The organism is Acidovorax sp. LjRoot194, from assembly GCF_964253015.1.
Taxonomy (GTDB): Bacteria; Pseudomonadota; Gammaproteobacteria; order Burkholderiales; family Burkholderiaceae_C; genus Acidovorax.
Map to the genome: position 1 here is coordinate 5,196,175 of NZ_CAXUQB020000001.1, position 18,497 is coordinate 5,214,671.

14 protein-coding genes are annotated in these 18,497 nt (G+C 67.5%); 10 read left to right on the forward strand and 4 right to left on the reverse strand.

Going from position 1 to position 18,497, the window contains the following annotated elements; genetic code table 11:
- Positions 1-122: 122 nt before the first annotated feature.
- On the reverse strand, positions 123-1,451 hold the full coding sequence (locus ACSQ3N_RS23500) for a sulfatase family protein (RefSeq protein ID WP_056172721.1): 1,329 nt from the start codon (positions 1,449-1,451) through the stop codon (positions 123-125).
- Between the two features lie 333 nt (positions 1,452-1,784).
- On the reverse strand, positions 1,785-2,738 hold the full coding sequence (locus ACSQ3N_RS23505; RefSeq protein ID WP_056172719.1) for a tripartite tricarboxylate transporter substrate-binding protein: 954 nt from the start codon (positions 2,736-2,738) through the stop codon (positions 1,785-1,787).
- Positions 2,739-2,871: 133 nt separating this feature from the next.
- Between ACSQ3N_RS23505 and ACSQ3N_RS23510 the strand changes: the two genes are divergently transcribed.
- The 9 genes from ACSQ3N_RS23510 (at position 2,872) to ACSQ3N_RS23550 (ending at position 13,094) form a co-directional block, all read left to right on the forward strand.
- Positions 2,872-3,411 carry a MarR family winged helix-turn-helix transcriptional regulator gene (locus tag ACSQ3N_RS23510; protein WP_056172716.1) on the forward strand — a complete coding sequence of 180 codons (540 nt, stop codon included), beginning with the start codon at positions 2,872-2,874 and terminating at the stop codon, positions 3,409-3,411.
- A gap of 163 nt (positions 3,412-3,574) precedes the next feature.
- Complete coding sequence (locus ACSQ3N_RS23515; RefSeq protein ID WP_056172711.1) at positions 3,575-5,155, forward strand: MFS transporter; 1,581 nt, start codon at positions 3,575-3,577, stop codon at positions 5,153-5,155.
- Between the two features lie 157 nt (positions 5,156-5,312).
- Positions 5,313-6,425: a uroporphyrinogen decarboxylase gene (gene hemE, locus ACSQ3N_RS23520; protein WP_056172708.1), complete on the forward strand. Its 1,113-nt coding sequence runs from the start codon at positions 5,313-5,315 to the stop codon at positions 6,423-6,425.
- Between the two features lie 717 nt (positions 6,426-7,142).
- Positions 7,143-9,272, forward strand: coding sequence for a replication restart helicase PriA (gene priA / locus ACSQ3N_RS23525; protein WP_436147599.1), 2,130 nt, complete (start codon positions 7,143-7,145; stop codon positions 9,270-9,272).
- Between the two features lie 108 nt (positions 9,273-9,380).
- Complete coding sequence (locus ACSQ3N_RS23530; protein WP_436147600.1) at positions 9,381-10,421, forward strand: type IV toxin-antitoxin system AbiEi family antitoxin; 1,041 nt, start codon at positions 9,381-9,383, stop codon at positions 10,419-10,421.
- On the forward strand, positions 10,402-11,292 hold the full coding sequence (locus ACSQ3N_RS23535) for a nucleotidyl transferase AbiEii/AbiGii toxin family protein (protein ID WP_436147601.1): 891 nt from the start codon (positions 10,402-10,404) through the stop codon (positions 11,290-11,292). The genes ACSQ3N_RS23530 and ACSQ3N_RS23535 overlap by 20 nt, the downstream gene beginning before the upstream one ends.
- 91 nt (positions 11,293-11,383) lie before the next feature.
- Complete coding sequence (locus ACSQ3N_RS23540) at positions 11,384-11,665, forward strand: cupin domain-containing protein (RefSeq protein WP_436147602.1); 282 nt, start codon at positions 11,384-11,386, stop codon at positions 11,663-11,665.
- Positions 11,666-11,894: 229 nt separating this feature from the next.
- Positions 11,895-12,275, forward strand: coding sequence for a hypothetical protein (locus ACSQ3N_RS23545; RefSeq protein ID WP_056420195.1), 381 nt, complete (start codon positions 11,895-11,897; stop codon positions 12,273-12,275).
- Entirely contained in the window at positions 12,276-13,094 is an 819-nt protein-coding gene (locus ACSQ3N_RS23550; protein WP_056420197.1) for a hypothetical protein, read from the forward strand.
- 61 nt (positions 13,095-13,155) lie between these two features.
- Here ACSQ3N_RS23550 and ACSQ3N_RS23555 read toward each other — a convergent pair whose 3' ends face one another.
- A complete protein-coding gene (locus tag ACSQ3N_RS23555) occupies positions 13,156-14,109 on the reverse strand; it encodes an AEC family transporter (protein WP_056420200.1) in 954 nt (317 codons plus the stop codon).
- Between the two features lie 221 nt (positions 14,110-14,330).
- Entirely contained in the window at positions 14,331-15,518 is a 1,188-nt protein-coding gene (locus ACSQ3N_RS23560; RefSeq protein ID WP_156372209.1) for an ABC transporter substrate-binding protein, read from the reverse strand.
- A gap of 348 nt (positions 15,519-15,866) precedes the next feature.
- Between ACSQ3N_RS23560 and ACSQ3N_RS23565 the strand changes: the two genes are divergently transcribed.
- Positions 15,867-17,942, forward strand: coding sequence for an ATP-dependent helicase (locus ACSQ3N_RS23565; protein WP_436147603.1), 2,076 nt, complete (start codon positions 15,867-15,869; stop codon positions 17,940-17,942).
- The last annotated feature ends 555 nt before the right edge of the window (positions 17,943-18,497 follow it).

Below are 18,497 nucleotides of genomic sequence, written 5' to 3' on the forward strand. Positions count from 1 at the left end.
CCGGTGGCGTCTCCCTCCGGGGCTGAGCTGCGGCTCCAAGCCTGCCTGCGCATGCTTGGACAGGCCGAAGAGGCCGCGCCTCTTGGCGCGTACCACCGAGGCGCGCAGCGACTCAGGGGGCTTTACCTCCCCGGCATGTCCTTTACCGAATAGCCGAGGCTCACTGTCGCGTCCTCGGGAATCGCAGGCATCGACGCATTCCACGCCTCCCACGCCGCGCGCATGGACTGCAGGCGCGCGGGCTCCAGCAGCGCGCGGTTGGCGCGCTCGCGCTCGTCCTGGGCCAGGTTGAAGAGGTAGTCGTTGCCGTCCACGCGCAGGTACTTCCAGTCGCCCTGGCGCATGGCGCGCTGGCCGCGATGGTTCATGCGCCAGAACAGCGCGGGCTCGTCCAGCACCGATGGGTCGCGCAGCAGCGGCATCAGCGAGCGGCCGTCGAGCGGGTAGTCGGGCGCAGCGGCCGCACCTGCTGCATCGAGCATGGTGGCGGACCAGTCCATGGTCATGCAGGTTTGCGGGCTCACGCCGCCCGGCGCGATCACGGCGGGCCAGTGGGCGATCCAGGGCACGCGGATGCCGCCTTCGGTCAGGTCCATCTTGCCGCCGACCAGGGGCCAGCTGTCCGAGAAGCGCTCGCCGCCGTTGTCGCTGGTGAAGACGACCAGCGTGTCGCGCTCCAGGCCCTGCGCCTGCAGCAGCGCCATGATGCGGCCGATGCCCTCGTCCATGTGGTGGATCATGCGGCGGTAGGTGTCGATGTTGCCGCCGTGCAGGTGGAACAGGTTGCCCTTGACCTCCTGCGCCAGCGCCTCGTCGTCGCGCGTCTCCCACGGCCAGTGGGGCGCCGTGTAGTGCAGGCTCAGGAAGAACGGCGTGCCGGCCTGCGCGCCCGGGGCCATGCGCTCCACGTAGTCGAGCGCGTGGTCGGTGATGAGGTCGGTGAGGTAGCCGTCCTGCTGCTTTTCCTCGTCGCCCAGGTACAGGTCGTGCTGACCGCCCGAGCTGCAGTGCGTGAAGTAATCCACCCCGCCCGACATGGGGCCGAAGAACTCTTCGTAGCCCGAGCGCAGCGGCCCGAAAGCGGGCGGGTAGCCCAGGTGCCACTTGCCCATCAGCGCCGTGCGGTAGCCCGCTGCGCGCAGCAGCGACGGCATCGTGGGGTGATCGGGCGGCAGGCCCAGCGTGGTGCTGCCGCGGCTCTTGCTGTTGATGGGCTCCTCGGCCGCGCCGCGCAGGCGGTACTGGTAGCGCGCGGTCATCAGCGCAAAGCGCGTGGGCGAGCAGACGGGTGAATTGGAGTAGCCCTGCGTGAGCTTGAGGCCGCGTGCGGCCAAGCCGTCGAGCACGGGCGACACGGCGCCGAAGCTGGCGTCGCGCCCGCCGTAGCAGCCCAGGTCGGCATAGCCGAGGTCGTCGGCGACGATGAAGATGATGTTGGGGCGCTGGGGCATGGGGCGGGTCCGAGGGGTCGAGTGATCGGTTGGCTCTCACCACCACCCAAGTCCGTTCGGGCTGAGCTTGTCGAAGCCTTGCGCAGCGCTTCGACAAGCTCAGCGTGAACGGGTAAATGGTGTTGGGAGGTGGCGGCGAAGGTGGTGGCAGAGGCGGGGTGTATGTGGGAGCTTGTCGGTAGCGCTCGGCGATATCGTCAATACCGTTCGGGCTGAGCCTGTCGAAGCCTTGCGCGGCGCTTCGACAGGCTCAGCGTGAACGGTTGGTGGTGTGTGGTGCGCAGCGTTTGGCGATTGACGATTGAAGTTTGGCGCTGACGAAAGCGCGGCGCGTCAAGGTTTGAAGCCCGAGCGCTGCACCACCGGCGCCCACTGCGCGCGGTACGCCTTCAGCATCGCTTCGGTCTGCGCCATGGTCGCCACCACCGGCTCCATCTTGGCCGCCTCGAACTTGCGCTGGGTGTCCGGGTCCTTCATCACCTCCACAATCAAGCCGGCCAGGCGTTCGGCCTGGGCCTTGGGCATGCTCATCGGTGCAAAGAAGGTGTTCCAGCCGGTGGCGGCCAGGTCCATGCCGCTTTCCTTGAAGGTGGGGATCTTGGGGTCCAGCGGGCTGCGCTTGGCGCTCGACACGGCCAGGATGCGGATCTTGCCGGCCTCGTGCTGGGGCAGCAGGGTGTCGAAGGTGTCGAACGCCACGGGCACCTGGCCGCCCAGCAGGTCGTTGAGCAGCGGTGCCGAGCCGCGGTAGCCCACCACCTCGGCGCGCACCTTGGCGGCGTCGCCCACCATCAGGCCGAAGAAGTGCGGCAGGCTGCCGGTGGCGGGCACGCCGAAGTTGGCCTTGTCGGGATTGGCGCGCAGCCAGGCCATCAGGTGCGGCAGTTCCTTGACCGGCACGGCGCTGGCCACGGCCACGCCGAACTCGTAGCTGTTGACATGGCTCACGGGGCGGAAGTCGCGCTCGGGGTCGTAGCCCGCGTCGGGGAACACCAGGGGCGCCACCAGCATGACGGCGGGGTTGGCCAGCAGCAGCATGGGCTGGTTGGCGGGGGCGGCCTTCACAGCCTGGGCCGAGAGGCGGCCGCCCGCGCCGGTCTTGTTCTCCACGATGACGGGCGTGCCGAGCTTGGAGCCCAGCTTGTCGGCCACGATGCGGGCCACGCGGTCGGTCGCGCCACCTGGGGCGTACCCGACCACGATGCGCAAGGGCGTGTCCTGCGCCTGGGCCAGGGTGGCGCACAGGGCGAGCGCGGCGGTCAGCACGAGGGCGAGGGGTTTTCGCATGGTCGGGTCTCCAGGCAGGGGCAGTGGCAAAGGACAGGCAGGCAGGCATCGAGCAAAAGAGCGTCGCCGCGCGGCCCACTGTATTGGGCCCACAATCGATTGATCTAATCAATTCATGCCCGGAGATACCCTGATGCCCGCGCCCTCCCCGGCCACGCCAGCGGCCAGCCGGCTGGCCGACCCGCTGGTGGCCCACGACCTGTTGATGTACCGCCTGAACCGCCTGCTGGCGGTGGCTGGTAGCCTGGTGGTGCGGCTGTGCGAAGGCGGTTACGGCATCACCCGGCGCGAATGGGGCCTGCTCATGGTGCTGGCGCAGCACCCGGGCCTGCCGCCGGCGGAGCTGGCCCTGCGCCTGGGGCTGGACCGGGCCCGCACCTCGCGCGCCATCACCTCGCTGCTGGCCAAGAAGCTGCTCATCCGCGAGGCCATGCCGGGCGACCGCCGCCAGGCCGTGCTGTCGCTCACGCCTTCCGGGCAGGCGGTGCACGATGGGCTGTTCCCGCAGGTCAAGGCACTCAACCAGGAGCTGTTGGCCGGGCTGGACGCGCACGCCGTGCAGAGCCTGGACCAGGCCCTGGCCGACATGCAGCAGCGCGCCGAGGCGCTGGTCGCCACCCGCACCGACGTGCCCCGCACCTACCGGCTGCGCGGCGGGCGGCACACAGATTGAAGGGGATGCGCGCGGAACCGCCCTAAAACGGGGAACCGACGATATCCTCCAGAGCGGGACTCGCGGCCACAAACTGCTGAGCGCACCCCACGACGACATACGACCGCACCACGACGAACCCGCGGCCGACCCCGGCCCACACCCACCGCCCCACCATCCATTCATGTCGCAGCCATCAACCTCTTTGTGGAGCCCCTTGCGCCAACCAGCATTCCGGGGCCTGTGGGTCTGCGGTGGCGTGTTCTTCATCGGCAGCGGCATGCAGACCATGGCCGCGGCCTGGCTGATGGTGGAGCTCACGGGCTCCTCGTTCCTGGCGGCGCTGGTGCAGACGGCGGTGTTCATGCCGATGTTCCTGCTGGCGCTGCCGGCGGGCGTGCTGGCCGACACGACGGACCGGCGGCGCCTGATCTCGGGCGCGCTGCTGGCGCAGGTGGGTGCCAGCGTGCTGCTTACGCTGCTGGTGCTGGGCGGCTGGGGCGGGCCGGCGTCGGTGCTGTTCCTGGTGTTCATCTGCGGCTGCTGCACGGCGGTGCTGACGCCGGCGTGGAACTCGTCGGTCATCGACCCGGTGCCGCGCGACGAATGGCCGCAGGCCATCACCGCCGTGAGCATTGCCTACAACGCCGCGCGCGCCATCGGGCCGACGCTGGCGGGGCTGGTGTTTGCCCAGCTGGGCGCGGGGTGGGTGTTTGCCGTCACCGTGACCACCACGCTGGTAATGTGGCAGTCGATCCGCCGCTGGCCGCCCAAGGCCCACCCGCCCTCCAAGCTGCCCGCCGAGCGCCTGTGGGGCGGCACGCTGAGCGGCCTGCGCTTTGCCTGGCACTCGCGCATCATCCTGGCGCAGCTGGTGCGCGTGATGGCGTTCAGCGCCGCGGGCTCGGCCCTGTGGGCGCTGCTGCCCGTCATCGCCCAGCGCCTGGGCACCGGGGCGCCGGGCTTCGGCCTGCTGATGGGCTGCCTGGGCACCGGCGCCGTGGCGGTGGGCCTGGTGCTGGGGCGGCTGCGCGCGCGCTTTGGCATGGAGATCATCGTGGGCGCAGGCGGCGTGGTGTTTGCCGCCGCCATGCTGGTCGCTGCCATGACCAAGATCGCGTGGGTGGTGTACATCGCCATGCTGTTTGCGGGCGCGGCCTGGATGTCGGCCATGTCCACCTTCAACACCGCCACCCAGGCCAGCGCGCCGCAGTGGGTGCGGTCGCGCGCAGTGGCCATGCACATGGTGGCGGCGCTGGGTGCGTTTGCGATGGGCTCCGCCTTCTGGGGGGCGGCATCGGACATCGTGGGCCTGGCCCCCACGCTGTACACGGCCGCCGCGCTCATGGGGGCGGGGCTGCTGCTGGCACGGCCCATGCCGCTGCGCATGGGCGCGCTGCACGAAGTGACGCAGGCCACGCCCTGGGACGAACTCTTCATCGAGGCCGAGCCCCTGCCCGAGGCCGGCCCGGTCGCCGTGGAGGTGGGCTACCGCATTGCGCCCGGCTCGGACGCCGAGTTCCTGGACACCATCAGCCGCATGAAGGCCCCGCGCCGCCGCGACGGCGCCACCTTCTGGCGCGTGTACAAGGACCTGGGCGAGCCCTCGCGCTACGTGGAGCGCTTTATCGTCGAGTCCTGGGCCGACTATTTGCACCAGCGCGCCCGCGCCACCATGGCCGACCAGGCGCTGGAGACGGAGGTGCGTGCATTTTTGGCACCCGGCGAGGTCGTGCGCATGTCGCACTACATCGCTGAGAGATAGTTAGCTCCCGCTGAGCCGCTTCGCGTCTTCCCCCTGAGGGGGACGCCACCCGTGGACCGGTAAAACAGGACCCACAGTGGCGCTGGCCTGGGGCGCGCCAGGTTCAGCCGCAGCACACCGTGCCGGGCCTTGCCGTCCACCCTGCGACAATTGCAGGATGAGCTTTGCCCCCCTCTCCAACGACACCTTCCTGCGTGCCTGCCGCCGCCAGGCCACCGACTACACGCCCTTGTGGCTCATGCGCCAGGCGGGGCGCTATCTGCCGGAGTACAAGGCCACGCGCGCCAAGGCGGGCAGCTTCATGGGGCTGGCCACCAATGTGGACTACGCCACCGAGGTCACGCTGCAGCCCCTGGAGCGCTTTCCGCTCGATGCGGCCATCCTGTTCAGCGACATCCTCACCGTGCCCGACGCGATGGGCCTGGGGCTCTCGTTCGCCGAGGGCGAGGGCCCGCGCTTTGCCAAAGTGGTGCGCGACGAGGCCGCTGTGGATCAGCTGGCCGTGCCCGACATGGACAAGCTGCGCTACGTATTCAACGCCGTCACCAGCATCCGCAAGGCCCTGAACGGCCGCGTGCCGCTGATCGGCTTCTCGGGCAGCCCCTGGACGCTGGCCTGCTACATGGTCGAGGGCAAGGGCAGCGACGACTATCGAATGGTCAAGAGCCTGATGTACGCGCGGCCCGACCTGATGCACCGCATCCTGGCCATCAACGCCGACAGCGTGGCCGCCTACCTCAATGCCCAGATCGACGCGGGTGCCCAGGCCGTGATGGTGTTCGACAGCTGGGGCGGCGTGCTGGCCGACGGCGCCTTCCAGGAGTTCAGCCTGGCGTACACGAAACGGGTGCTGGCACAGCTCAAGCGCACCGGCGTGGACGGCACCGACGTGCCGCGCATCGTCTTCACCAAGGGCGGCGGCATCTGGCTGCCGGACATGAACGACCTGGACTGCGAAGTACTGGGCCTGGACTGGACGGCCAACCTGGGCCATGCCCGTGCCATCGTCGGCGGCCAGGCGGGCGGCCCCGGCAAGGCGCTGCAGGGCAACATCGACCCGAACGTGCTGTTTGCGCCCCCCGCGCAAATCGCCACCCAGGTGCGCCACGTTCTGGACAGCTTTGGCAAGCCCCACACCGACCGCACCACCACCGGCCCCACGCACATCTTCAACCTGGGCCACGGCATCAGCCAGTTCACGCCGCCCGAGCATGTGTCGGCCCTGGTCGAGGCCGTGCACAGCCACTCGCGCGCGCAGCGGCAGGGCTAGCCTGCCCGGCGGTGCTTCGGCGGCGGCCTGCGGGCGCCGCCCTGCCCCCAAGCCGGGCATCAAGCGGGGCCAGGCGCTACTTATGCACAAAATTGGAGCAGCGCACGCACCCCCTGCACGCAACGGCAAGGCGTGCGAGAAAAAGCGAAAAGATTCTCAACCGCCACGTAAGTCATTGATTTCAAAGGAATGCACTGCGTTGCATTTTTTGCAGGCAATCCACCGAAAGCACGGCGTTTCAAGGGCTTGCGAGGCAAACACAGGGGATATCAACAAAGTTATCCACAGAAATTCTGGATTTCTTACAAATTCCCAGTCAAATCAAGCACTTGCAGGCCAAACCGCACAAAACGTCGAGCATGCGCCACCGCCGCTAGCACAAAAATGGGGCTGTTCCGGGGCTTGACGCCGGATCGATGTTCGACTTATGCACACAAATCTTGATGCGGCGCAGCATTGCGCAGTAGCCGGGCCATAGCACAGAAAATGCGGTCAAAATTCTTCAGATGATTGATTCATAACGATTTTTTCTAGCTGCCAATTTTGTGGGCAATGTGTTCCGGGCCAGTATTCATGCGGCTTGGCGGGGCGTCCAGGCAGGATGTCAACAAAGTTATCCACAGAAAGTCGGGATTACTCCCCACCCACAGCAAATCAAGCACTTAGCCGTCAAACCTCTACATCGCCTGCACAAGCACGTGTAACTGTCCAATACCCGTGACCACCCCTTCCACCATCGTCCATGTCGCGCTGCACACGCCCTCCCACAGCGGCGTGGGGGACCTGCTCAGCTATGCCAGCGAGCGGCCCTTGCCGCCTGGCACGCTGGTGCGGGTGCCCTTGGGCAAGCGGGAGGTGCTGGGCGTGGTGTGGGACGCGCAGGATGCGACCGGAGAGCTGCCCGAAGGCGCGGCGATGCGCTCGATTGCGGGGGTGCTGGAGGGTGTGGAACCCCTGGGCCTGCCCTGGCGCCGGCTGGTCGCCTTTGCGGCGCGCTACTACCAGCGCGCCCTGGGCGAGGTGGCCCTCGCAGCCCTGCCGCCGCAACTGCGCGACCTGCAGCCCGATCAACTGGCGCGGCGGCTGCGGCGCCCGGCCAAGGGAACGGCAGGCGGTGACGCCGCCAACGCTATCGAAACCATAGCACTTACCGCAGAGCAGGAAAGCGCCAGGGCCCGAATTTCATCCGAATCCGGCCCGTTTTTGCTGTTCGGTAGTACCGGCAGCGGCAAGACCGAGGTCTACCTGCGCTGCGTGCAGGAGGCGCTGGAGGCCGACCCCACGGCCCAGGCGCTGGTGATGGTGCCCGAGATCAACCTCACCCCGCAGCTCGAAGAGCGCTTTACCTCCCGCTTTGCGCCGCGCTTTGGCAGCCAGGCGGTGGTGTCGCTGCACAGCGGCATGACCAACCCGCAGCGCCTCAAGAGCTGGCTGGCCGCGCACAGCGGTGTTGCCCGCATCGTGCTGGGCACGCGCATGGCGGTGTTCGCCAGCTTGCCGGGCCTGAAGATCATCGTCGTGGACGAGGAGCACGACCCCAGCTACAAGCAGCAGGAAGGCGCCCGCTACTCGGCGCGCGACCTGGCCATCTGGCGCGGGCGCGAGCAAGGCGCCAAGGTGCTGCTGGGCTCGGCCACGCCGTCGCTGGAGACCTGGCACGCCAGCCGCCCGCCCACGGCGGAAGACCCCGAAGGCGGGCGCTACGTGCGCCTGGCGATGCCCAGCCGGATCGGCGCTGGCGCCCCGGCCCGGGTGCGTCGCGTGGACATGAACCAGCAGCCGCGCCGCGCCATCTTCAGCGCACCGCTGCTGGCCGCCATCACCGAGCGCGTGGCGCGCGGGGAGCAGAGCATGGTGCTGCTCAACCGCCGGGGCTACGCGCCCGTGCTGCACTGCGCCGACTGCGGCTGGAAGAGCGACTGCCCGCACTGCAGCGCGCACCAGGTCTTCCACAAGGCCGACCGCACCCTGCGCTGCCACCACTGCGGCTACACGGTGCGCGTGCCCCGCGCCTGCCCCACCTGCGGCAGCCCGGACATCCATTCCATGGGCCGGGGCACCGAGCAGCTCGAAGAACAGCTCGGCGACCTGCTGTCCGAGGTGCTGCGGCCCGACCGCACCCCCGCCCGCATCGCCCGCATCGACGCCGACACCACCAAGGCAAAAGGCTCGCTCGAAGCGCAGCTGGCCCAGGTGCATTCGGGCGAGGTGGATGTGCTGGTGGGCACGCAGATGATCGCCAAGGGGCATGACTTTCGGCGCATCACGTTGGTGGCGGCTGTGCAGCCCGACGGTGCGCTGTTTTCCAGTGACTTCCGAGCCCCCGAGCGCCTGTTCGCCCTGCTCATGCAGGCCGCCGGCCGCGCGGGGCGCGACGCGGCCTACATGGCGGCCCAGGGCACGCAGTGCGAGATGTGGGTGCAGAGCTTTCACCCGCAGCACCCGGTGTACGAGGCGCTGCGCACCCACGACTACCCGGCCTTTGCCGCCCAGCAGCTCCAGGAGCGCGAAGAAGCCGCCATGCCGCCGTTCGCCTTCCAGGCCCTGGTGCGCGCCGATGCCCGCACGCAGGAGGTCGCACAGGGCTTTCTGACCGCCGCCACGGCTGCGGCCCATGCCGCCGCATTGCCGGGGCTGGAGGCCGTGACGCTGTTCCCGCCCGTGCCTCTGACCATCCAGCGCGTGGCCAACGTGGAGCGCGCCCAGATGCTGATGGAAAGCAGCAGCCGCGCCGCCCTGCAGCGGTTTCTGGCCGCTTGGCAGCCCGTGCTTCAGGTCACGCGCAGCGCACCGGAACATAAGGGGTTGGTGCGATGGCTGGTGGATGTGGATCCGCTGGTGATCTGATTGTTCATTTTTATGTTTTGTTCACGTTTCACGAACAGAAAAATATATTGAACAAAACAATGCGTTCAGTTATTCTCGATGTTCACACTGCGTGAACACTTTAAAAACATGAACACCCAGACGACCCTGAGCGACGCCATCGCCGCACTCCAAGCAGAAACAGGGGTGCGCATGGAGCGGGCTGCCATCCACCAGGTCAGGGAAGAAGCCCCCGGCGACGCATCGCCCGATGCCTGGCTGGACGTGATCTCGCCCCAGGCTCAGCCCGTCCGCTTTGCGGCCGAGATCAAGGCCGTCGACCGTTTCCACACACTGGGCACGCTCCAGGCCAGGGCCCGCCAGCGGCGCGAGCCGACGGTGCTGGTCGCACCGTTCGTCACCACCGAGGCCGCCCGGCAATGCCGCAGCCTGGGACTGAACTTCATCGATGCGGCAGGCAACGCCTACCTCGACGTACCGGGATGCTTCGTGTACGTGACCGGCAAGCCCCGCCCCGAGAGCGCGCGGCCAGTGGGGCGGTTCAAGTCCCTCACACCAGCCGGACTGCGCATCGTCTTTGCGCTGCTGACCCGGCCTGCCCTCGCCACCGGAACCTACCGCGACATCGCGACCGCCGCCGACGTGGCGCTGGGCACCGTGGGGGACGTGCTGGCCGACCTGCAGGCACGCGGGCACCTGGCGCCGACCGAGCCGCGCCGCCTGCTGGCGCCCGGAGCGTTGCAGGAAGAGTGGGCCACGCACTTTCCGGTCAAACTGCGTCCCCGGTTGCACGCCCGGCGCTTCGCAGCGCCAGCCGCAGACTGGTGGAAAGGCGTGGACTTGCGCACGCAACAGGCCGTGTGGGGCGGCGAAGTCGCGGCCTACCACCTGACCGGGTATCTCCAGCCCGAGCAATCGACTATCTACACCGCCAAGCCCGAAGCGCTGATCCTGAAACACCGGTTGCGCCCCGACCCCACCGGCGCCATCGAAGTGCTCGACACCTTCTGGCCCCTGGCCGAAGAGGCCGACGCTGCGAGCGCCACGGTGCCGCCACTGCTCGTCTACGCAGACCTGATGGCCAGTGCCGACCCGCGCAACATCGACACCGCCCAGCGCATCCGCGCGCAGTATCTGGACACCGGCCGCGATGCTCAAGATAGCGCCTGAGCGCCCTATCGACCCGCTGCTGCGCGAAATCCTGCAGCAGGCCAGCACTGCAGCGCACAGCCTGGGCATCGACTTCTTCGTCGGCGGCGCGCTGGCCCGCGACCTGATGCTGTGGCATGTGCACGGCCAAAACACGGGCCGCGCCACGCGCGACGTGGACCTGGGCCTGCACCTGACCGACTGGGCCGCCTTCAGCGCCATCAAGGACCGGTTGCTATCACAAGGCAGCTTCCACCCACAGCCTGGCGTGGCCCACCGGCTGATGTACCGCCCGGCAGACATGCCCCACGGCGTTCCGCTCGACCTGCTGCCCTTCGGCGCCGTGGCAAGCTCGCAGGCCACCATCGCCTGGCCGCCGGAGCATGCGGTGGTGATGAACGTCGCGGGCTTTGCCGAAGCTCACCGCGCCGCCGTCGAAGTGGCGCTGGATGGAGCCTTGGTGGTGCGCGTGGCATCGCTGCCGTCGCTGGCGGTGCTCAAGCTGATCGCATGGCGCGACCGGCATTTGGACACCGCCAAGGACGCCACAGACTTTCTGCTGATCACGCGCCGCTATGCAGAGGCGGGCAACATGGACCGCCTGTACGAGACCGGCACCGCCCTGCTGCTGGCCAGTGACTACGACCCCGACCTGGCAGGCGCCATGCTGTTGGGCCAGGACGCCGCTGCGGCCACCACGCAAGCGACCACCGCGCAGGCCGTGGCCGACATCCTGGACCGACGAGGACGCTGGCGCCAAAAGCTGGACGACCAGTTGCAAAGAGCCCTGCAACTGGCCGGCACCATCCCCGAGCGCGGGCCGCACCCGCTGCAGCATGTCGATGCGTTCCTGCTGGGATTTCTGCAGAGCCAGGGCCCGGCGCCGGATTGACCAACGCTCCGGCAGACACGCACCGCCAGCGTTGTGCGACGGCCCCTCGACTGCCTACACTGGGGCCTCACCACACAGACAAGAGACATCGATGGACCACACCGATACGTTCACCCGCGCCCTGGCCGATGAAGGCTTCGAGCCCCCAGTCACCGTCACACGCGAGCCTGATGGCAGGCTGGACGACCACACGCACCCGTTCGAGGCCAAGGCGCTCATCCTGTCGGGCGAGATCCGCATCGTGACCGCAGGGTCGGAGCGGCTGTACGGCGTGGGCGATGTGTTCCACCTGCAGGCGCACGAGCCGCATTCGGAGTTCTACGGCCCCGACGGGGTGAGCTACCTGGTGGGGCGCAAGCCAGCAGTGCCTTGATACGAGGACAGGCGAAAGCAAACAAGGGATGCAGGCATCGACGGATGCCGGGCCAGAAGGGGGCCCCTCCACTCACAGATCGAACAACGTCAAAGCGTATCGTTCTGCGCTACCGCCAGTAGCCCCGAGCTGGCCGGCCGCTGAAAGCCTGCGGCGGTGGCGCATTGGCCGCCACACTGCAGGGCATCACCACGGTACATACTCCGGACGATATTCGCCGCCGGCTCCCATGAAGCTCTACACCACCCTTCTCTCCCCTCTGTGGACCACCATCGCCGTCGCGGTGTCCACGCTGGCAACCAACTGGATCTGGGCATCGTGGTTCATGAAAGCCAAGGGCACCGGTCTCGCCGTGCTGCTGATCTACAGCATCTTCGGCTGGCCGCTGATGTTGGCCGTGATCTATCTGGTCCTCGGATATTCCCTCAGATTGTGCGAAGGCCTGTCATGGCTTCGCATGGCCATCGTGCTGGCAGTGATCGGTGCGGGCTGGGCTGTGTACGGTATGCCTGGTCCGTGGAACCTGCTGCTGTGCATCGCCCTCACCATCCCCGTGGCTTTGCAGTCCAGGCGCACCGCGCAGGACGATGCCGACCTGGAGCACCTGTAGATGGCCGTCAAGGAGAAGCCGCCCAGGGGCCTGCTGGACAATTTTTCGGCGCCACTGTGGGAGCGGCTCGGCCTGACAGGCACTCGGCCTCAATGGATCGTGAAGGGGCAGCACCGAGGCTACGACTGGATGGCCATCGAACTGGACCACCAGCCCACGGGAATGGTCCAGAGCACCTACGTCACCACCACGGTGTTTGTAGTCTGGCTACCGCGCCAATCCGACGACTGGTACCTGCCCGGCAGCCACATCACCCCCGACAAACAGGTGTGTGTCGACGACACCTGTGTCTACGCCGCCGCCCTGGGCCAGCAACCCCGTGTGCGCACATGGATCCAATGGCTGGACCTGGCGGTGGATACGGCCGAAGAAGTGATCAGCACCGAAGGCATGCGCCGCGACGAAAGCCCTGAGCAGAAGGCCGAGCGGGCCGACGATGCCAGCTGGAACACCCTTGATGCGAACCTGGTCCTTTTCTGCCTGGTGCCGATGGCGGTTTTCAGCTTTCTGAACGCGATGATGCTGTGGGAGGCCTACGGCGACTGGCAACGCCACGGTGCAGTCATCCGATGCCATCCGACGGTTCCGATCGGCACCTATCTTCAAGGCTGGAAGGCCGTGGCATATACCGCGTCGCTGGCAGCGCCCATGCTGATCGTGCTCAAGGCGGTGTACACCAGTGTCACGCGCATCTACAGGCCGGATTTTTTCGTTGACCTCTTTTTGGAAGGATTGGTCTGGGTAGGGGCCATGTATGCGATGCACCACGCACGCGAGGCGCTGGTTGCATCGGTAAGCCAGGCCTGCAAAGCCTATTGATAGAAAAATCTGCCCCTCCCGCTCACCCCGCCTGCGAAAGCAGCTATACAAACAATAGCATTCAGGTCAGTAGCGCCACCGCAGCCGAAAAGCTGAGAAACGCGAGCGCCGTCGACACCAGGATGATCCGCGCCACGCGCCCGTTGTTGGCGCCGAACTTCTCGGCCAGCAGCGAGACATTGCTGGCGCTGGGCAGCGCGGCCAGCAGCACCAGCACCGAGAGCGCGAACGGCGTGAGCGGCACGCCCAGTGCGATGGCCGCCGTGCCCACAGCCCACACCAACAGCGGGTGCACCAGCAGCTTGGCCAGCGCCAGGGGCACGTAGTCGCGCGGGGGTACCTGTTCGTGCTGGTTCATCTGCGAGCGCGCCAGCACCGCGCCGATGGTGAACAGCGCCACGGGCGAGGCCGCGTCGGCCAGCATGGCGATGGTCTTGTCCACCGGGCCGGGCAACTGAAAGTGCAAGGCCGAGGCCAGCGCACCCAGCGCAATCGACCAGGGCATGGGGTTGGTTGCCATGCCCCGGAAGGCGCTGCGCAGCGCCACGCCCACACCGTGGGTGCCCGCGCCATCCAGGCGCGACAGCGCGATGCACAGCGAGCTGGTGACGACCATGTCCACCACGATGGTCACGATGGCGGGGCCCGCACTCTGCGCACCCAGCAGCGCCACCAGGAGTGGCACGCCCATGAAGCCGGTGTTCGGAAAGGCGGCCACCAGCGCGCCGAAGGCCGCGTCGTTCCAGCCGATGTGCGCCTTGCGCGTGAGCGCCACCGCAGCCCCCACCATCACCAGCGCGCACAGCACGTACACGCCCGCCACGGCGGGGTCCAGCAGCTGGCCGATGGGCGTGCTGGCGCCAAAGCGGTACAGCATGCAGGGCAGCGCGAAGTACAGCACGAAGGCGTTGAGCCCCGGGATGGCCGGCTGCGGCAGCACGCCGCGCCGCGCGGCCAGGTAGCCGCACAGCACCAATGCGAAGAAGGGGAAGGTGATGAGAAGGACGGAGAGCACGGGGGATATTGTCCGTGCTGGGCCGCGCAGCCGTGCAGGGCGCCCGCGCGGTGGTCAGCGCAAAGTCAGGCGGGTGCCATCACGCGCGGCGAATGCGAAAGCAGCTTGAGAGCGGATCACAAAGCTCAGCGAAGCGGTTCTGGCCAGGCGCTGCGTCGCAGGCAGTACGAGTAGTACGACAAGACGCGGCAACACCGCCAGCAGAGTTTTGTGAGCCGCTCTCACTGCTTGCGCTGGATGATCAGGTTGCGCTTGGCGTCCTCGGGGTAGGCAAACGTGATGGCGCCGTTCTTGACCATGCCGATCACCAGCATGTTGCGCGTGATCGCATCCTTGTCCTGCAGACTGAAGGGCTTGTCGTAGGTGGCGACCACGCCGTAGTAGGTCTTCATCTTGCCCTCCAGCGAATCCTTGACTGCCTGGCCCGACAGGTTGCCGTCGCGGATACCGAGGAACGAATACATCAGCAAATAGGTGGCGTCGTACGCGTTGGCCGCTGCCATGGGCACCGCCACCTTGCCCTGGTACTTGCGGGTGTAGCTCGACAGGAACGAGGCCCGGCGCTCGTTGCTGGGCTCGGCGATGAAGGTCTGCACCATGAGCGCGCCCTCGGCGGCGTCCTTGGCGCCTTCGAGGAAGAACGGGAACGACAGCGGCCAGGCGCCCACCTGGGGCACCTTCCAGCCCATGGCCTTCTTGCCGTTGGCGATCGTCGCGTTCTCCGGCCCTACCGTGTAGCTGTAGACCACGTTCGCGCCCGCGGCGCGGGCGGCCGTGAGCTCGGCCGTGAGGTCCTTCACGCCCAGGTCGAACCGCGCCACATGCACGGGCTTGAGGTTCTTGGCGGCCAGCGCGGCCACCACGTCGTTGTAGCCGCCCTCGCCGTAGCCGGTCTTGTCGGCAAAGATGGCCACCTTGTCCCAGCCGCGCTTGACGATGTCGTCCACCATGAAGGGCGCCTGCAGCGCGTCGCGGGCCTGTACGCGGAAGATGTAGCTGTCGGCCGCCGGGTACTTGGTCGTCACCGCCGTGCCGGTGGAGCACGGCACGATGAGGGGGCTTTTGGCGTCCTGGAACAGGTCGATGGCCTTCATCGCCACGCCGGTGTTGCAAAAGCCGATGGTGGCGACGACCTTCTCGGCCAGCAGCTCCTGCGACACCTTGCGGCCCTGGTCGGGGTTGGCGGCGTCGTCCTTCACCACCAGCTCCAGCGGCCGGCCCAGGTAGCCGCCCACCGCGTTGATCTCGTCCACCGCCAGCTTGATGCCGTTGAGCATGGGCACGCCAAAGTCCGCCGACGGCCCGGTGAACGGCCCGACCACGCCGATGCGCACGGCTGCGTTGTTGCCGGACTGGGCCCGCGCAGGCTGTGCCAGGAAGGCCCCCGCCAGCAGGGTGCCCGCGGCCATCAGGTACAGGGCGCTGGTGCGCGTACGCAGAGACAGGGACGGGAACAGGGACGCAGGGGTCGATGCAGAGGGGGTCATGGTGTGGGGCTCGTGATCTGATCGGTGGGTGGAGCTGCCGCGCCAGTATCAAAGTGTGTGCATGCGCGCCCTAGCGGGGTTTCCCGCAGCCCGCGGGCCTGGCGGGGCCGGGCGCAGCTGCCCGTCAGGGCCGTGTCAGCCGCGGCGGTGGCCCCGCCCTCCCGGGACGGCCGGTATCATTGCGGCCCTGGCCTGCGCATTGCGAGGCCCAGCCCCGCGGCGGCCCCCGTGCCCCCTTCTCCTGGTTTTTCTTCGCCCCCCTCCCTCCCCATGTCGTTCGGTCTCAATCTCGCCCAGCTTCAGGCTGTCCACTACACCGATGGCGCGTGCCTGGTGCTGGCCGGTGCGGGCTCCGGCAAGACGCGGGTGATCACCCAGAAAATCGCCCACATGATCGAAAAAGGCATGGAGCCCAAGCGCATCGCGGCCATCACCTTCACGAACAAGGCGGCGTCCGAAATGCGCGAGCGTGCGCAGCACCTCATCGGCAAGCGGGCCAAGGAGGTGCTGGTGTGCACCTTCCACGCCCTCGGGGTGCGCATGGTGCGCGAGGACGGCAGCGTGCTGGGCTTGAAGCCCCAGTTCAGCATCCTGGATGCCGACGACGTGACGGGCATCCTGAAGGAAGCCTCGGGCGGCACCACTGACATGGCCACGGCGCGCCAGTGGCAGTGGGTCATCAGCAAGTGGAAGAACATGGGCCTCACGTCGGAAGAGGCGCTGGCCCAGGCGGCGGACGACAACGAGCGCATCATCGCCACGCTGATGGCGCGCTACGAGGAGCGCCTGGCCGCCTACCAGAGCGTGGACTTCGACGACCTGATCGGCATGCCGCTGCGCCTGCTGCGCGACTTCCCCGAAGTGCGCGCCAAGTGGCAGGCACTGCTCAGCCATGTGCTGGTCGATGAATACCAGGACACCAACGCCACGCAGTACGAGCTCTTGAAGCTGCTGGTGGGCGAGCGCGGCCACTTCACAGCCGTGGGCGACGACGACCAGTCCATCTACGGCTGGCGCGGCGCCACGCTCGACAACCTGAAAAAGCTGCCGGTGGACTTTCCGCAGCTCAAGGTCATCAAGCTGGAGCAGAACTACCGCTCCACCAGCGCCATCCTGCGCGCGGCCAACAATGTGATCGGGCCCAACCCCAAGCTCTTCCCCAAGACGCTGTTCAGCGAACTGGGCGAGGGCGAGCCCGTGCGCGTGGTGGACGCCGACAACGAAGAGCACGAAGCCGACCGCGCCGTGGCCCGCATCCAGAGCCTGCGCGCGGCCAGCAACCCGCCGCCGGACTGGAAGAATTTTGCGCTGCTGTACCGCGCCAACCACCAGGCCAAGCCGTTCGAAAAAGCGCTGCGCAAGGCCAACATTCCGTACAAGGTGTCGGGCGGCACGAGCTTTTTCGACCGCGCGGAAATCAAGGACCTGTGTGCCTGGTTTCGCCTGTGGATCAACAACGACGACGACCCGGCGTTCTTGCGCTGCATCACCAGCCCCAAGCGCGGCATCGGCCACACCACGCTGGCCGCTCTGGGCGCGTTTGCCACGCAGCACAAGCAAAGCATGTTCGGCGCACTGTTCAACGGCATGCTGCCCGCCGCAGTGCCCAAGCGCGCCATGGACGGGCTGCACGAGTTCGGCCGGTACATCAACTACCTGGAGTACAGTGCGCGCCGCGTGCATGGGGCCGAAGACTCGCGCACGTTCCTGAACGAGTGGCTCAAGGAAATCGGCTACGAGCAGCACCTGTACGACAACGAAGACAGCGAGAAGGTGGCGGCCGCGCGCTGGAGCAACGTGATGGAGTTCTGCGACTGGATGGCCCAGCGCGCAGGCGGCCAGATCGACGACACCGCCGGCGCCGTGGTGGCCAAGGAAACCAAGAGCCTGCTGGAGGTGTCGCAGACCATCGCGCTGCTGTCCACCATCAGCGAGCGCGAGAAGGACCAGGACATGGTCACGCTGTCGACCCTGCACGCCAGCAAGGGGCTGGAGTGGCCGCACGTGGTGCTGGTGGGCGTGACCGAGGGCATGCTGCCGTTCAAGCTCGACGACGACGAAGGCCGCCAGCAAAAGGTGAGCGACGACACCCTGCAGCGCCTGCAGGAAGAGCGCCGCCTGATGTACGTGGGCATCACCCGCGCCCAGCGCACCCTGGCCGTGAGCTGGACCAAAAAGCGCAAGAAGGGCCGCGAGATGGTGTCGGCCCAGCCCAGCCGATTCATCGCCGAAATGGGCCTGGACAAGGCCACCGTGCGCGAAGACCCCCGCGAAAAGCTCAAGGCCCTGCGCGCCGAGTTTGCCGCCAAGAAAGCGCTGGCCGACAGCGCCCCGCCCACGCCCTGAGAGGCCCCACAGCGAAGCGAGCCCTCACCGCAGCGCCGTTGCGGTACCGCCACACACCGGCAGACTGGCGCCGGGTGCTTTGCTTTTGATAGCTATCAGCGCTTATCCTACAAGCGCCAGGAGCCGGTACCACCCACAATCCAGCCCGGCCCGCCCGGCTGCTGTGGACATGAACACGGCACCCGCGAGGCCGCTGGCACGCATCGGACACCTGGGAAAAGCACCCGCCACACCGCAACCAGACTTGGCCATTGACCACCGCTAGCGAAAGGCGGGAAGTTCGGGAGCGGAGTGTGGAAGGTGCGGTGTGGGGGTGCGGCACAAGATGCTGTGTACGGGGCTGGCACAGGACGTGCGTGGTACCGTACAGCGCAGAAACAGCGGCAGTGGCGGCGGCAATTGGAATTGCAGCGGCACGCAGCACGGACCTCTTCAGGCAGCGATGCAGGCGGATGGCCCGGGAACCCGCGGTGTCGCGGACATGAATGAATCGATCAACGGCACTTGCACTGGTGCCACCCGGACAGGCTGGGTGGCGGTGGAAGTTGCGGCAAG

What these genes read in the sequence shown, in the direction of transcription:
- ACSQ3N_RS23540 (WP_436147602.1), top strand. Translation starts at nt 11,384, where the DNA reads ATGGACCACACCGATACGTTCACCCGCGCCCTGGCCGATGAAGGCTTC.
- ACSQ3N_RS23530 (WP_436147600.1), top strand. Translation starts at nt 9,381, where the DNA reads ATGAACACCCAGACGACCCTGAGCGACGCCATCGCCGCACTCCAAGCA.
- ACSQ3N_RS23535 (WP_436147601.1), top strand. Translation starts at nt 10,402, where the DNA reads ATGCTCAAGATAGCGCCTGAGCGCCCTATCGACCCGCTGCTGCGCGAA.
- hemE (WP_056172708.1), top strand. Translation starts at nt 5,313, where the DNA reads ATGAGCTTTGCCCCCCTCTCCAACGACACCTTCCTGCGTGCCTGCCGC.
- ACSQ3N_RS23545 (WP_056420195.1), top strand. Translation starts at nt 11,895, where the DNA reads ATGAAGCTCTACACCACCCTTCTCTCCCCTCTGTGGACCACCATCGCC.
- ACSQ3N_RS23500 (WP_056172721.1), bottom strand. Translation starts at nt 1,451, where the DNA reads ATGCCCCAGCGCCCCAACATCATCTTCATCGTCGCCGACGACCTCGGC.
- ACSQ3N_RS23515 (WP_056172711.1), top strand. Translation starts at nt 3,575, where the DNA reads ATGTCGCAGCCATCAACCTCTTTGTGGAGCCCCTTGCGCCAACCAGCA.
- ACSQ3N_RS23560 (WP_156372209.1), bottom strand. Translation starts at nt 15,518, where the DNA reads ATGGCCGCGGGCACCCTGCTGGCGGGGGCCTTCCTGGCACAGCCTGCG.
- ACSQ3N_RS23565 (WP_436147603.1), top strand. Translation starts at nt 15,867, where the DNA reads ATGTCGTTCGGTCTCAATCTCGCCCAGCTTCAGGCTGTCCACTACACC.
- ACSQ3N_RS23505 (WP_056172719.1), bottom strand. Translation starts at nt 2,738, where the DNA reads ATGCGAAAACCCCTCGCCCTCGTGCTGACCGCCGCGCTCGCCCTGTGC.
- ACSQ3N_RS23510 (WP_056172716.1), top strand. Translation starts at nt 2,872, where the DNA reads ATGCCCGCGCCCTCCCCGGCCACGCCAGCGGCCAGCCGGCTGGCCGAC.
- ACSQ3N_RS23550 (WP_056420197.1), top strand. Translation starts at nt 12,276, where the DNA reads ATGGCCGTCAAGGAGAAGCCGCCCAGGGGCCTGCTGGACAATTTTTCG.